At 56.5% G+C, this 13,784-nt stretch carries 11 protein-coding genes and 1 pseudogene; 7 read left to right on the top strand and 5 right to left on the bottom strand.

The annotated features are described in order from the left end of the window. The first annotated feature begins 31 nt into the window (after positions 1-31). Complete coding sequence (locus ABWV33_RS16850; protein ID WP_113822220.1) at positions 32-1,444, top strand: MATE family efflux transporter; 1,413 nt, start codon at positions 32-34, stop codon at positions 1,442-1,444. Here the strand turns inward: ABWV33_RS16850 and ABWV33_RS16845 are convergent. Then, complete coding sequence (locus ABWV33_RS16845; protein WP_353332382.1) at positions 1,420-2,430, bottom strand: AEC family transporter; 1,011 nt, start codon at positions 2,428-2,430, stop codon at positions 1,420-1,422. The two genes, ABWV33_RS16850 and ABWV33_RS16845, sit on opposite strands and share 25 nt — an antisense overlap. 76 nt (positions 2,431-2,506) lie before the next feature. On the opposite strand from ABWV33_RS16845, the gene speB reads away from it, so the two are divergent. Beyond that, positions 2,507-3,466 carry an agmatinase gene (gene speB / locus ABWV33_RS16840; RefSeq protein WP_353332380.1) on the top strand — a complete coding sequence of 320 codons (960 nt, stop codon included), beginning with the start codon at positions 2,507-2,509 and terminating at the stop codon, positions 3,464-3,466. Positions 3,467-3,505: 39 nt separating this feature from the next. Here speB and hutC read toward each other — a convergent pair whose 3' ends face one another. Next, positions 3,506-4,225 carry a histidine utilization transcriptional repressor HutC gene (gene hutC / locus ABWV33_RS16835; protein ID WP_502930919.1) on the bottom strand — a complete coding sequence of 240 codons (720 nt, stop codon included), beginning with the start codon at positions 4,223-4,225 and terminating at the stop codon, positions 3,506-3,508. A gap of 62 nt (positions 4,226-4,287) precedes the next feature. On the opposite strand from hutC, the gene ABWV33_RS16830 reads away from it, so the two are divergent. Next, the gene (locus ABWV33_RS16830; RefSeq protein WP_353332376.1) at positions 4,288-4,824 is read left to right on the top strand and encodes a HutD/Ves family protein; all 537 of its coding nucleotides are present in this window, start codon (positions 4,288-4,290) and stop codon (positions 4,822-4,824) included. On the opposite strand, the gene ABWV33_RS16825 is transcribed toward ABWV33_RS16830, so the two are convergent. Then, complete coding sequence (locus ABWV33_RS16825) at positions 4,821-6,188, bottom strand: formimidoylglutamate deiminase (RefSeq protein ID WP_353332374.1); 1,368 nt, start codon at positions 6,186-6,188, stop codon at positions 4,821-4,823. The genes ABWV33_RS16830 and ABWV33_RS16825 overlap by 4 nt on opposite strands. Positions 6,189-6,311: 123 nt before the next feature. Here ABWV33_RS16825 and hutI point away from each other — a divergent pair, with 123 nt between their 5' ends. Genes hutI through hutU form a run of 4 tightly spaced genes read left to right on the top strand, consistent with a single transcriptional unit; the run spans position 6,312 to position 11,462 of the window. After that, positions 6,312-7,478: an imidazolonepropionase gene (gene hutI / locus ABWV33_RS16820; RefSeq protein WP_502930921.1), complete on the top strand. Its 1,167-nt coding sequence runs from the start codon at positions 6,312-6,314 to the stop codon at positions 7,476-7,478. Further along, entirely contained in the window at positions 7,475-8,998 is a 1,524-nt protein-coding gene (hutH, locus tag ABWV33_RS16815; RefSeq protein WP_353332370.1) for a histidine ammonia-lyase, read from the top strand. Before hutI ends, hutH begins: the two co-directional genes overlap by 4 nt. After that, positions 8,995-9,786: an N-formylglutamate deformylase gene (gene hutG / locus ABWV33_RS16810; RefSeq protein ID WP_353332368.1), complete on the top strand. Its 792-nt coding sequence runs from the start codon at positions 8,995-8,997 to the stop codon at positions 9,784-9,786. The genes hutH and hutG overlap by 4 nt, the downstream gene beginning before the upstream one ends. Beyond that, positions 9,783-11,462 (top strand): urocanate hydratase, encoded by a 1,680-nt coding sequence (hutU, locus tag ABWV33_RS16805; protein WP_121998874.1) that lies wholly within the window; start codon positions 9,783-9,785, stop codon positions 11,460-11,462. The genes hutG and hutU overlap by 4 nt, the downstream gene beginning before the upstream one ends. A gap of 56 nt (positions 11,463-11,518) precedes the next feature. Here the strand turns inward: hutU and ABWV33_RS16800 are convergent. Both ABWV33_RS16800 and ABWV33_RS16795 read right to left on the bottom strand, forming a co-directional pair. Further along, positions 11,519-12,557, bottom strand: a pseudogene (locus ABWV33_RS16800) (aromatic ring-hydroxylating dioxygenase subunit alpha). 92 nt (positions 12,558-12,649) lie between these two features. Further along, positions 12,650-13,561: a LysR substrate-binding domain-containing protein gene (locus ABWV33_RS16795; RefSeq protein ID WP_353332366.1), complete on the bottom strand. Its 912-nt coding sequence runs from the start codon at positions 13,559-13,561 to the stop codon at positions 12,650-12,652. Positions 13,562-13,784 lie beyond the last annotated feature (223 nt).

Here is a 13,784-nt window from a genome sequence, read left to right as displayed (position 1 = left end):
AGCGGCGCACCCCCGCCCGGATAGGTAACATATGGCCCGTACGCTGACCCGAGATCTGACGATCGGACCGATTTCGTCCCATTTCCGCAATCTGGCTTTGCCCGCTGCGTTGGGGATGTTGTTCAGCACGCTATACAACGTGGTCGATATCTATTTCGCTGGGTTGCTGTCGACGAATGCGCAAGCCGGGCTCGCGCAGGGGTTTCAGGTTTTCTATATCTTCGTTGCTGTTGGCTTTGGACTTGGCGCTGCGATGAGCGCGCTAGTGGGCAATGCCTTGGGGCGCAAAGACAGCCGGTCGGCCCGCCGGCTTTCTGTGCAGGGGCTGAGTTATGGGATTATGGCCTCGGGGCTGCTTGGGTGTGTTGGGTTTTGGCTTGGGCCCCAAATTCTTGCGGTGTTGTCAGAACCCGGTGCCTATCGCGCAGCAGGAACGGGGTATTTTCGGTGGCTCTTGCTGGCTTTGCCGGGGTTTCTGCTGGCCTATGCCTGCAACGGCGTGCTGCAGGCACAGGGGGACAGTACATCGATGCAGCGGGCCTTGATGGCGGCGTTCTTTGCCAACATCGGTCTGAATCCCTTGTTGATTTGGGGCATTCCCGGGATTTGGTCGGGGATGGGGTTCAATGGAATCGCCGCATCCACCGTGCTGAGCCAGACTGGCGTCATGATCTATTTGCTGCGTCAGGCGCTGAATTCGCCTGCTCTTGTTGGTCTGAGACGGCGCAATTTCATTCCGGTCTGGGCCTCGGTTCGCGAAATTTCCGTGCAATCCGTACCCACCACCTTTGCCCTGTTGATCATGTTTCTGTCCGGGTTTGTGGTGCAATACGCGCTGAAAGGGTTCGGGGAACACGCCATCGCGGGGTTTGGTATTGGATTGCGGGTGGAACAGATTCTGTTGTTGCCTGTCTTGGGCATGACAACGGCGTTGTTGCCCATCCTTTCCCAGAATCTTGGCGCAGGCGAATTTGATCGTGTCCGGCATGCTCTGCATTTCTGTTGGAAGATCGGCGCGGTGATCACATTGATCGCTGCCGCGATCCTTTGGACATTTGGGGCTGCAATACTGGGCCTGTTTACATCTGACCCCGAAGTGATCCGTGTTGGGCTTATTTATCTCAGGATCGATAGCGTGATCCTGCCGCTGTACATGATGCTGTTCTCGATCAATTCGCTGCTACAGGCACTGAAACGCCCTGTTTGGAGCGTTTGGATTGGCCTGTATCGCCAAGGTTTTGGGATCGCCTTTTTCGCGTGGATCTTTGTGGGGGTCTGGGGATTTGACGAAGCCGGGGTTTGGTACGGGACGGCGGCGGCGGTTAGTTCTGGCTGGGCGATTGCCATGGTCATAGCGGCACGACTAGCGCGCAAGGACATCGGCGGTCTTTGGACCGGGTCAGCTGAGCTGGTGTCTGCTCAGACCACCCATTCCAACAGGTAAAGTGTCAGTGGAATTGTGGCAACGGCGGCGAGCGTTTGCAGGGTCACGATGGCCGCCATCATGGGCGCGTCCCCCCCAAGCTGGCGCGCCAGTGTGTAAGACGAAGCCGCCGTGGGCGACATTGCATAGATCACCGCTATGATCAAAAGGGTAGGAGGCAGGCTGAACATCAGCCCTAATGCCAGAACCGTCGCGGGGAAAATCATCATTTTCCCTACAAAAGAGAAAAACAAGGCACTTGCGCTGGCGGCCATATCTTTGACGCGCAGGTTTGCCCCAACTGCCAGCAAAGTGATTGGCAGAGCAGACAGCCCAAGAATACGTGTGAGTTCGTGTAGGACCGGGATTTCCGTGCCGATAAGCTGATTGACGGCCAAAGCAAGGGTAATCGAAATGATATGCGGGTTCCGTATCAGGTCCCGCAAGATCGCAAGCGGCAAATTTGACCGCTTTCCAGGCTGCAAGGCCAACACAAGCAGGACAACCATGACCACATTTGTTACGGGGATCAGAATAGCAGACGCGAGAATGGCATACTCAAACCCTGAGGGGCCATATAGGCTGGCGGACAGGGCAAGGGCGACAAAAGCGTTGTTGCGCGCGCACCCTTGCAGGATCGAGGTGCCCTGCGCCGCCTTGAACCCGTTCATCCATGCAATCGTTACACCAAATGCAACGGCCACGAAAAAGCCGGTGATCAGGGTGATCGCATAGGGGATCAGGTTGGGGTTGTTGAGTTCTGCAAGAGAGACCTTGTTGAACATCAGGCAAGGCATAAGAACCCAATAAACCAGCTTGTCATTGACGTTCCAAAACTCGGTGCTTGGAATGCCACCCTTACGAAGCGCCAAGCCCAACGCGATGATTAGGAAAATGGGCAAGATAGAGGTCAGCGTCACCAGCATTTGCAGGTCCCATGCATGAGAGGGGTCTGATTTTCTGTACGCTTCTGCCCAAGGCTTGGCGAGGGTAAAAGTGCGGCGCATTTTGGGTCGCAATTGGCGGTTTATTTCACTTCCATTTGCCCTAGTGTCGGGGAAATCTTGAATCGGGAGGACAAGCATGAGCGACCATGGATACGAGGGCGGACGGTTGAATTTACCGTTTGTGGGGATCTGTACCTTTGCCAAGGGCGAATATGTCGCTGATTGGGATAAGATTGATGCTGATGTTGCAGTGCTGGGTGCGCCCTATGATTTTGGGTGCCAGTGGCGATCAGGGGCGCGGATGGGCCCACGTGCAATCCGCGAGGCATCGACGCTGTTTTCCTTTGGTCATGGCGGGGCTTATGACTTTGAGGATGACATCACCTATCTCCCTGCCGAAAGCACCAAGATCGTGGATATCGGCGATGCAGATATCATTCACACCGATACGATGGGCAGTCATGCCAACATCGAAAATGGGGTGCGTGCGATCCTGAAAGCCGGGGCGTTGCCGGTTGTTCTGGGCGGGGATCATTCGATCAACATCCCTTGTATCAATGCGTTTGATGATCAAGAGCCCATCCATGTGGTGCAGATTGATGCGCATCTCGACTTTGTCGATGAACGCCACGGTGTCCGCTATGGGCACGGCAACCCCATGCGTCGTGCCGCTGAAAAGGACTATGTGACCGGGTTGACCCAATTGGGTATTCGCAACGTGTCTTCGACCGCAAAAGAAGGGTACGAAGATGCCCGCGCCATGGGATCAGACATCCTGTCGGTACGCCATTTGCGTAAGATGGGTGTTGAGGGGGTGCTGGAGCGTGTGCCAGCAGGTAAGCGGTACTACGTCACCATCGACATTGATGCCTTTGACCCATCTATCGCGCCGGGAACGGGTACACCCAGCCACGGTGGATTCATCTATTACGAAGTGCTGGAGTTTCTGGACGGTCTGACCCAGCGCGGCGAGATTGTCGGCATAGATCTGGTCGAGGTCGCGCCGGACTATGACCATTCGGGCAGCACGTCGACATTGGCGGCCCAGATCCTGATGAATCTGATTGGTCGAATTTTGCACCACCGCAAAAGCTAATCGCTATGACCCCCGCGCGGTTTTGAGAATGCGTGGGGGTCAGTAACTTGTCGACATCCGATAGCCGGGGTGGAACGTCATACGCACAAACGTTACGGGCTGATTTTGAAACCAGGTTGTGCGCTCCATCTGGATCACAGGGGTTGCGGGTTGGGTGGCTAAAAATTCGGTCAGCGTGGCATCCGTTGCAATGGCAGAAAATCCGATTTCAGCGTTGGAAAACGGAACTTCGGACAACAGCCATTCATTCGGCCCGGTTTCGTTGAAATCCTGATGCAAGACATCAGGGACGGCGGCGATATTGATCCAGCGTTCTTCGAACTGAAATGGCCGGTTGTCCGCATAGTGCATGCATTTGATATGCAGTGCTTGGGCGTCGTTTGGCAGATCAATGCGCGAGCTAAGCCATGCCGGGGCAGGGATCTGTTCCAATTGCAGTAGGGAATAGCGGTATTGCGCGTTCTTTTCTTCGACCAAATGGCGGACCACGGCGATTTCGAACTTTGCCTGTTTCACCGGTGCGGTGTTGACGCGGGTGCCGCTTTTGCGTTTGCGGTCAACGATACCGCGGTCAGCAAGTTCGCGCATGGCGCGGTTGACGGTGGCGCGCGCGCAGCCAAATTCCTCGGCCAATTCAAATTCCGTAGGCAACAGCGTACCTTGGGGCCAGACACGATCTTGGATGCGTCGGATAACCTCGTCTCGGACGTCTTGAAAGCTGACCTTTTTGGCTGGCACGGGATGTCCTTTGGTTTGCATTATGTTGCGATTATGTGAAATATGTCTGCTTTTATGGGGAATTGCAAAGGGATTGCTAGATCATGCGCTTTGATGCCGCGACCTGTGAACCGAGACCTTGGAAAAACCACGGGGGAGTGACCCGCGAGCTGGTGCATCGCGCAGATGGGGGACAAACCCTGTGGAGGCTCAGCCTGGCCGATATTGATCGTGATGGCGCGTTCTCTGCCTTTCCCGGATTTGAGCGGATTCACACCATCATATTAGGGCAGGGCCTGACGCTCACGGATGATGACACAACCCTGCTGGCCGGCCCGTGTGAGCCGTTGGTCTTTTCCGGGGATCTGGCGGTTTCTGCGACTTTGACGAACGGGCCATGTCGGGCGTTCAACGTGATATTTGACCCGCTAAAGATACAGGCCGAGGCCACAATCGTTGAAACCGGAGAGGTCAGGCATGGCTCCGATCAGGCGGTTCTTTTCATGATCAAGGGCCGCGCTGCGTTGGAGGGAGGCGGCATGTTGGAGGCTGGACAGGGCATCCTGTGGGACGCCCCGGCAAGCGCAAACTTAGAATTCGGGGCGATGGCTTTGTGTGTGAGGCTGAAACAGCTGGATTAAAGCGCGGCCAAGAGACCCGTAATGGCATGGCGATAGTTCCCGACGATTGTATCGCGTTCTACATGGCGGCCATTTTGAACCTGATGACGCCCGGCAGACCAGACATCGCTGACAACATCATCGCCTGCAGCAAAGCACAGCCCATCCAAAATTTGATCCTCGCGCAGGGCGAGCAGGGCAGGGGTGTCGGTTTGGATCGCGACAAGGTCAGCCAGCGCGCCGACCTCGATCCGGCCAGCAGACCGGCCAAGCGCCTGCGCACCGCCTTCGGCTGCGCCGAGATACAAAACATCGCCCACCGATCCTTCGCCGGGGATGATGACATTGCGGCCCAGATCTCGCAGGCGTTGCGAATATTCCAACAGGCGCAACTCTTCTGTCAGGGAAATGCGTACGTTGGAATCAGACCCGACCCCAAAGGCGCCCCCGGCTGCAAGGTATTCCACACCGTTAAAAGGGCCATCGCCCAGATTGGCCTCGGTGATCGGGCACAACCCTGCAATCGCACCGGATTTGGCCATGTCGCGGGTTTCGTCTGAGGTCATATGCGTGGCGTGGATCAGGCACCATTGATCATCAACAGGCGCATTTTGCAGCAACCATTCCACGGGACGTGCCCCAAGCCAGTTCTGAATATCGGTCACTTCTTTGGGCTGTTCCGAGATGTGGATATGGACCGGATTGCCATTCTGGATTTCCAGAACGTCATTCAGATCGGCGGGGCTGGTTGCGCGCAAGCTATGGGGCGCGATGCCAACCCTTGCATCGGCTCCAAGAGTTTCGGTGGCCTTGGTGCGGGCCTGTGCGACGAGAGATTTGAATTGATCCACGGTATTGCTAAACCGCATTTGCCCCCCACTCAGTTCGGCCTGTCCAGCGCCGCCATAGGTGTAAAGCACCGGGAGGTGGGTCAGACCAATGCCGGTTTGGCCAGCAGCGGCAAACACACGTTCGCTGAGTTCTGTTTCGCTGTCGAACCGGGCACCGCCCGGTTGGTGATGCACATAGTGGAATTCACCGACCGAGGCATATCCTGCCTCTTGCATTTCCATGAACACAAGGGCCGCGATGGCCTGATATTGTTCCGGTGTCACATGGTCCATGAATTGATACATCAGCGTGCGCCATGTCCAAAAGCTGTCTTTGCCAGCGGCGCGGACCTCGGTCATGCCAGCCATCGCACGTTGAAAGCTGTGCGAGTGCAGATTGGCCAGAGATGGCAGCAGAGTGTCCACTTTGATATCGCTCGGTTGCGGGGTTTGGTCCGCCTCCAGCTTGGCGATCTTACCGTCGGCAACGCTGAGGCGCAGATTGTGCAGCCAACCAGAAGGAGTGCGGGCGCGGTCAGCGAAAATGGTCTGCATCGGGTTTCCTTATGTCTAGACATAACGATTTTAATCACATACCTTGCCGCCCAGCAAGACAATTGAGAGGGCGCGATGTCAGATCAGGCTGGATATGTATTAACGCAGGCCACTCTGGCCACGATGGTACCGGGTAAGGACGCTTATGGGCTGATTCCCGACGGTGCGATTGTGGTAGGCGACGGGCGTATTTCTTGGGTGGGGGCTTTGGCTGATCTGCCTGATGAACATGCGACTTTGCCGCGCCAAAATCTGGGCGGGCGTCTGGTCACACCGGGATTTGTAGATTGCCATACGCATATCGTTTTTGGCGGTGATCGCGCGATGGAATTCGAAATGCGTTTGAACGGCGCATCTTACGAAGAGGTTGCGCGCGCAGGCGGGGGCATTGTCTCAACCGTGACCGCCACGCGAACCGCGTCGTTGGAGGATCTGGTCGCAGGCGCATTGCCCCGTCTGGACACATTGATCGGCGAAGGCGCGACGGTGGTCGAGGTGAAATCCGGCTATGGGTTAGACTGCGAAACCGAACTGAACATGTTGCGCGCTGCGCGCCGTTTGGCTGAACTGCGTCCGGTTCAGATCCGCACGACGTTCTTGGGGGCCCATGCCACGCCCGCGGAATATAAAGACCGCGATGATGCCTATATCGACGAAATTTGCATTCCAACCCTGCGCGTGGCCCATGCCGAGGGGTTGGTCGATGCGGTCGATGGATTCTGCGAAGGGATCGCGTTTAACGAGGCGCAGATTGAACGCGTGTTCAAAGTCGCCCAAGAACTTGGGCTGCCGGTTAAACTACATGCCGAACAGCTGAGCCATATGGGCGGCACGGCTTTGGCCGCTGAATACGGGGCGTTGTCGGTGGACCACGTGGAATACGCAACAGAAGACGACGCGCGCGCCATGGCTGACAGCGGGTCGGTTGCCGTGATCCTGCCCGGTGCATTCTATACCATTCGCGAAACTCAGGCCCCGCCGATTGCACATTTCCGCAGCCATGGCGTGCCGATGGCATTGGCCACGGATTGCAATCCTGGATCATCGCCGCTGACGTCACTTTTGTTGACGATGAACATGGGCTGCACCCTGTTCAGCATGACCCCCGAAGAGGCTTTGGCCGGTGTCACCCGAAATGCGGCGCGCGCTTTGGGTGTTTCGGACGCTGGGCAAATCGCGCCGGGGTTCCGGGCTGATCTGGCGATCTGGAACGTCAAAACACCCGGTGAACTGGCCTATCGCATCGGGTTCAACCCGCTTCATTCCCGCATTTACGAAGGTGCAAAATGACCAATCTCGTTCCCGGTGCCGTTACTCTGGACACGCTCAAAGATATTTACCGCAACCTGACCCCTGCGCGTCTGGATGACAGCGCGCGGGCAGGGGTGGAAGCTGCCGCACAGATGGTGGCGGATGCCGCTGCTGGCGAAGAAGCGGTGTATGGCATCAATACCGGTTTCGGCAAACTCGCCAGTAAAAAAATCGCACCTGAAGACACTGAAACTCTGCAGCGCAACCTGATCCTGAGCCATTGCTGTGGTGTGGGTGAGCCGTTGCCCGAAGACAAAACCCGTCTGATGATGACGCTTAAACTGTTGTCGATGGGACGCGGGGCGTCTGGGGTTCGGTGGCTTGTGATTCATCAGATCGAGGAAATGTTGTCACGCGGCGTGATCCCTGTGATTCCGTCACAGGGGTCTGTGGGTGCATCGGGCGATTTGGCCCCGCTTGCGCATATGGCCGCGGCGATGATCGGCGCGGGAGAGGCGACGTATAACGGCCAGCGTCTGCCATCGTCGGTGGCTTTGGCCGAGGCTGGGATGAAGCCAATCGTTCTGGGTCCAAAAGAGGGGCTGGGGCTGATCAACGGCACGCAGTTCTCGACGGCCTGTGCATTGGCCGGGTTGTTTGACGGGTGGCGGATGGCCGAGGCGTCGATGGTGATCGCATCCATGTCGACAGACGCGATCATGGGCTCAACCGCGCCCTTGATCGCCGACATTCACACCCTGCGCGGACATGCGGGACAAATTGATGTCGCGCGTGAAATGCGCGCCATAATGGACGGTTCGGTTATCCGGGAAAGCCATCGCGACGACGACCAACGCGTGCAGGACCCGTATTGCATCCGTTGTCAGCCACAAGTCGTGGGCGCGGCACTGGATGTGTTGCGGATGGCGGCGAAAACGCTTGAGATTGAAGCCAATGCCGTGACTGATAACCCGCTGGTTCTGGTGAACGAGGGGCGCATCGTTTCGGGTGGGAACTTCCATGCGGAATACGTGGGCTTTGCTGCGGATCAGATTGCTTTGGCAGTTGCAGAAATCGGTGCGATTGCACAGCGGCGCGTGGCGCTGATGGTTGATCCGACGTTGTCCTATGACCTGCCGCCGTTCCTGACACCCGATCCGGGGCTGAATTCAGGCTTCATGATTGCCGAAGTTACAACTGCGGCGTTGATGAGTGAAAACAAGCATCTGGCTAATCCCTGTGTGACGGATTCAACGCCAACATCAGCCAACCAAGAAGATCACGTATCAATGGCGGCCCATGGTGCGTTGCGTTTGAAACGGATGAACGACAACCTGTCGGTTATTCTGGGCGTCGAATTGCTGTGCGCCGCGCAGGGTGTCGAGGCGCGGGCGCCATTGGTGACCTCGGATCGTCTCAGCCATGTCATCGCGCATCTGCGGACCAAGATCGAAACATTGGCCGAAGACCGCTATCTCGCACCCGATATTGAAACCGCAAGCGCCATGGTGCGAGCCGGTGAAATCGCTGGTGCGGCCGGTCTTGAGGTTACCCCATGAGTTTGACCTTGGACATCAAACAAGGCGACAGCCCACTGGTGTTGGGCTTGCCCCACACCGGGACGGATGTGCCGGCTGATGTGGGGGCCACGTTGAACGACGTTGGTCATGCTTTGGCAGACACAGATTGGCACATTCACGACCTATATGACGGGTTGGTGGATGGGGTGTCATCTGTTCGCACACCAGTGCATCGTTATGTCATCGACGTGAACCGCGACCCATCCGGGGTGAGCCTCTATCCCGGTCAGAACACAACGACGCTGTGCCCCCTGACGGATTTTGATGGCAACGACATCTATCTGCCGGGGCAAGAGCCGGATGCGGCTGAGATTGAGCGCCGACGCGTTGAATATCACGCGCCGTATCACGCGGCGCTTGAGGCGGAACTGGCACGTGTGAAGGCGATCCATGGCTTTGCCATCCTCTATGATTGTCATTCGATCAGGGGGGACATTCCGTTTCTGTTTGACGGGCGGCTGCCGGATTTCAATGTGGGCACCAATCTGGGCGCAACCTGTGATCCTATGATCGAAGCCATGGTCGTGGCGCGGTGTCAGGCGGCTGACGGATACACCGATATCCTGAACGGCCGGTTCAAGGGCGGTTGGACCACGCGGCACTACGGCAGGCCGCTTGATGGGATGCACGCGATTCAAATGGAACTGGCCCAAGCCACCTATTGCGATGAGGTTCCGCCATGGACCTTTCGCCCCGCGCGCGCGAAGGCTCTGCGCGCTCATCTTACCAATATTCTGACAGACCTCAGCCAATGGAGACCCGCATGAGCGATCCCCGCAAAAACACCCGCGATATTTTTCCACCCACCGGCACTGAGATCACGGCCAAAAGCTGGCTGACCGAAGCGCCGATGCGGATGCTGATGAACAACCTGCACCCGGATGTGGCGGAAAACCCGCACGAATTGGTGGTGTATGGCGGTATCGGCCGCGCTGCGCGCACATGGAAAGATTTCGATCTGATTGTCGAAAACTTGAAGAACCTCGAAGAAGATCAGACCCTGATGGTGCAATCTGGCAAGCCGGTTGGTGTGTTTCAGACTCACAAGGATGCACCACGTGTTCTGATTGCAAACTCGAACCTTGTTCCGCACTGGGCCAACTGGGATCACTTCAACGAGCTCGATAAAAAGGGCCTGATGATGTACGGCCAAATGACCGCCGGGTCATGGATTTACATCGGCACGCAGGGTATCGTTCAAGGAACGTATGAGACCTTTGCCGAAGCCGGTCGCCAGCACTTTGGTGGCAGTCTGACGGGCAAGTGGATTCTGACCGGTGGCTTGGGTGGCATGGGTGGCGCGCAACCTCTGGCGGCTGTGTTTGCCGGGGCCTGCTGTCTGGCGGTGGAATGTAATCCCGATAGCATCGATTTCCGTCTGCGTACCAAGTATCTCGACGAAAAAGCCGAAACGCTGGACGAAGCTTTGGAAATGATCGAGCGTTGGACCGCAGCAGGCGAAGCGAAATCCGTCGGCCTGTTGGGCAATGCTGCGGATGTCTTTGCGGAACTGGTGGAACGCGCCAATGCGGGCGGCGTGCGTCCCGATCTGGTGACGGATCAAACATCGGCGCATGATCCGGTGAATGGCTACCTGCCGCAGGGCTGGACCATGGGTCAGTGGAAAGAAAAGCGCGAGACCGCCCCGAAAGAGGTGGAAAAAGCCGCGCGTGCCAGCATGAAGGTGCAGGTCAAAGCGATGTGCGATTTCCACGCGATGGGCATTCCGACCGTCGACTATGGCAACAACATCCGTCAGATGGCGTTGGAAGAAGGCCTTGAAAACGCGTTTGATTTCCCCGGCTTTGTGCCTGCCTATATCCGTCCGTTGTTCTGCAAGGGCATTGGCCCGTTCCGTTGGTGTGCGCTGTCGGGCGATCCCGAAGATATCCGCAAAACCGACGCCAAGATGAAAGAGCTGTTCCCCGACAACACGGATCTGCATCGCTGGCTGGACATGGCGCAGGAACGCATCGCGTTTCAGGGGCTGCCCGCGCGGATTTGTTGGATCGGCCTGGGGGATCGCCACAAGGCGGGTCTGGCGTTCAACGAAATGGTACGCACTGGCGAACTGTCCGCCCCGGTTGTTATCGGCCGTGATCATCTGGATTCAGGGTCAGTTGCCTCACCGAACCGGGAAACAGAGTCGATGATGGATGGCTCTGATGCCGTTTCGGATTGGCCGCTGCTCAATGCATTGCTCAACACCGCCTCGGGCGCGACATGGGTGTCCTTGCACCATGGCGGCGGCGTCGGCATGGGCTTTTCGCAGCATTCAGGGGTCGTGATCTGTTGTGATGGAACCGAAGACGCAGATCGTCGTATTGGTCGTGTGCTGTGGAATGATCCTGCAACGGGTGTCATGCGTCACGCAGATGCTGGATATGAAATCGCCAAAGACTGTGCCAAAGAACATGGCCTGAATTTGCCGGGCATCCTGTAACGGGAAAAGTGATCTGGAGCTTTGCCCCAGATCACTGAATTAGATAAACACGTTGATCAGGCCATCGCCTGATCAACCATCGCTTCTTCGGAAATCATTGCCTCTAGCTGGCGGCGGAACCTGAGTTGCCCCCCATCGATGTTCAGGTCGATGTGTGCCGAGGTCTTTTCATCCATGCCGGTTTGTACCTTTTCCAGAATGGCCAGACCCTCTTCAAAGGCGTGCTTAACGTCTTCGGTCATCATGGCTGACAGCTCTGCGTCATCTGGGCGGATGTTGCGAAGCTGGAACCAATAGTACCGGGTCTCTTTCTCGCTGGTTGGCGTCATGAAGTTATAGCTATCCATGACAAAGGTTTGGTCATCCAAGGGACCGTCGGGTCCACCCGTCCCGGCGGGTGTAAATATGGTCTTGATCAGGGCGTGGCTGGGATAGCGGACCTCGTAGTGTTGTAACCGGTCACAGTTCCCTGCGAATTCGACGACCTTTTGGTAAAACGGGGCAGGTTCCACATCCATCATCCAGCGATGTACGATTATGCCATCATCTGTTTTCTTGACCGAAAGGGGGGGCATCTTTTGTGGCGTCTTAGGCAAAGCTGCTTTGATGAACCCAGGCAACATGCGTGGGGTTCAATAGGTTGTCGGTCATATAGAGATAGTTGCAGTTGATCTCCATCGCGGCACCGCGGTTTATGCCCCAATCTGGATCTTCATAATGTTCAATCTCAAAGATTTCTGAGGCGTCCGCCATTGCCGGGTTGCCCATCCAAATCCAGACCAAATCGTATTTCTCATGGATCGGATAGTATTTGACCTTGGCGTTTGAGGGGATGCGCCCCTTGCCCGGGGCCGATACGCATTGGCCGGCACAATCAAAGGTCAGACCGTGGTACCCGCATTCTACGGAGTCGCCTTTGATACGGCCTTTTGACAGTGGCAGTTTACGGTGCGGGCAGGCGTCTTCGAGGGCGATCACCTCTCTGTCTTCGGTGCGGAAAATGCAGATCTTTTCGTTCAGTACGCGGATCTGTTGCAGATCGCGGGTGATTTCGGAACTCCAGGCCGCCACGTACCAGGCGTTTTTCAGAAATATGAGTATCCCCCATTCATTATCTAAGGGGGCTACATTTGGGGAGCGGGGGGTGAAAGTATAGGTGGCGTCACCTATGATAAAGTTTAGAAAATCTAATCAAAGTCTCGGGCAGCACTGGTGATCCAATCCAACAGATCCCGTGCATTGGTCGACTGCATTGCTCCCTCACCCCAACAGATGAAATAGGGCTGCGGCATTTGGATCTGTGCCTCGGAGAGGCGGATCAAGCGACCGGATTGCAGATCACGTGCCACAAAAGAGGTTTGTGCCAAAGCGATCCCTTTGCCTGCTATCGCGGCGTCCAGCGTTAAGCTGGATAGAGAATAGGTGGCCCCTTTTGGCAAGGTTCCCGGATCTACCGCACAGTGCGAAAACCAATCCCCCCAACTGGGCAGATCCCGATGCGCTGGACCCCAATCTGTGTGTAAAAGCGGCAGCTGCGCCATCTGTGCCGGATCCGAGGCCGATGGAAACTGGGACAAAAACGCCGGCGCGCAGACAGGAAAGACTGCATCCTGAAAGAGATGGCGCCGGTATGGGAAAGTGTCGGCATTTGCCCCGTAGGTCAGCCGAAATGTTGTCGACAGCAAATGGCGTTCGGGTTCTTTGTGCGTGGAATCCAGTCGCAAAGACAGGTCTTGGTGATGGTCTTGATAGGTGCTCAGAACTGGGTTCAACCATCTGGACAACAGCGACGGCAAGGCGCTGATGGAAATATCAGCGGTGTCCTCCAACCTATCAAGAATGTGCTGTGCCTGTGCGAGTGTTTCGAACCCTTCGCAGATCTGTTTGTGATAGGCTTTGGCACCGGGCCGTAGAAAGATTCCCCGCCCTTGGCGGCTGAACAGGGCACGGCCTGTTTGCTCTTCTAAAACCTTGAGCTGTTGGCTGACAGCGCCGGATGTGACCCCCAGTTCCTGTGCGGTTTGCGTTACCGACAGCGTGCGCCCAAAGGATGCGAAAACTTGTAAGGCTCGCAAGGAGGGCAGCTTGGGCGGCGTCATAGGGGGCCTGACGCGTTGATGATTTAGGTATTCAAATGATCGTGTGTCGGGGGTGCTGTCAAGGAGACCAAAGCAAAACAGCGCAGGCTTTGATGGCCCGCGCTGTCTCAATGTTCTAACGGTCGGTTCTTAGAATTCCACGACGGCGCGAATGGATTTGCCTTCGTGCATCAGATCAAAGCCGTGGTTGATTTCGTCCAGTGACAGTTTGTGCGTGATCATC

It is taken from the genome of Phaeobacter sp. NW0010-22 (assembly GCF_040365955.1).
Lineage (GTDB): Bacteria > Pseudomonadota > Alphaproteobacteria > Rhodobacterales > Rhodobacteraceae > OMPR01.
The sequence above is the reverse complement of the archived record's forward strand: the minus strand, read 5'-3'. Positions and strand labels throughout refer to the sequence as shown.

What these genes read in the sequence shown, in the direction of transcription:
- hutU (WP_121998874.1), top strand. Translation starts at nt 9,783, where the DNA reads ATGAGCGATCCCCGCAAAAACACCCGCGATATTTTTCCACCCACCGGC.
- ABWV33_RS16825 (WP_353332374.1), bottom strand. Translation starts at nt 6,188, where the DNA reads ATGCAGACCATTTTCGCTGACCGCGCCCGCACTCCTTCTGGTTGGCTG.
- ABWV33_RS16795 (WP_353332366.1), bottom strand. Translation starts at nt 13,561, where the DNA reads ATGACGCCGCCCAAGCTGCCCTCCTTGCGAGCCTTACAAGTTTTCGCA.
- ABWV33_RS16850 (WP_113822220.1), top strand. Translation starts at nt 32, where the DNA reads ATGGCCCGTACGCTGACCCGAGATCTGACGATCGGACCGATTTCGTCC.
- ABWV33_RS16830 (WP_353332376.1), top strand. Translation starts at nt 4,288, where the DNA reads ATGCGCTTTGATGCCGCGACCTGTGAACCGAGACCTTGGAAAAACCAC.
- ABWV33_RS16845 (WP_353332382.1), bottom strand. Translation starts at nt 2,430, where the DNA reads ATGCGCCGCACTTTTACCCTCGCCAAGCCTTGGGCAGAAGCGTACAGA.
- hutI (WP_502930921.1), top strand. Translation starts at nt 6,312, where the DNA reads ATGGTACCGGGTAAGGACGCTTATGGGCTGATTCCCGACGGTGCGATT.
- hutG (WP_353332368.1), top strand. Translation starts at nt 8,995, where the DNA reads ATGAGTTTGACCTTGGACATCAAACAAGGCGACAGCCCACTGGTGTTG.
- hutH (WP_353332370.1), top strand. Translation starts at nt 7,475, where the DNA reads ATGACCAATCTCGTTCCCGGTGCCGTTACTCTGGACACGCTCAAAGAT.
- speB (WP_353332380.1), top strand. Translation starts at nt 2,507, where the DNA reads ATGAGCGACCATGGATACGAGGGCGGACGGTTGAATTTACCGTTTGTG.
- hutC (WP_502930919.1), bottom strand. Translation starts at nt 4,225, where the DNA reads ATGCAAACCAAAGGACATCCCGTGCCAGCCAAAAAGGTCAGCTTTCAA.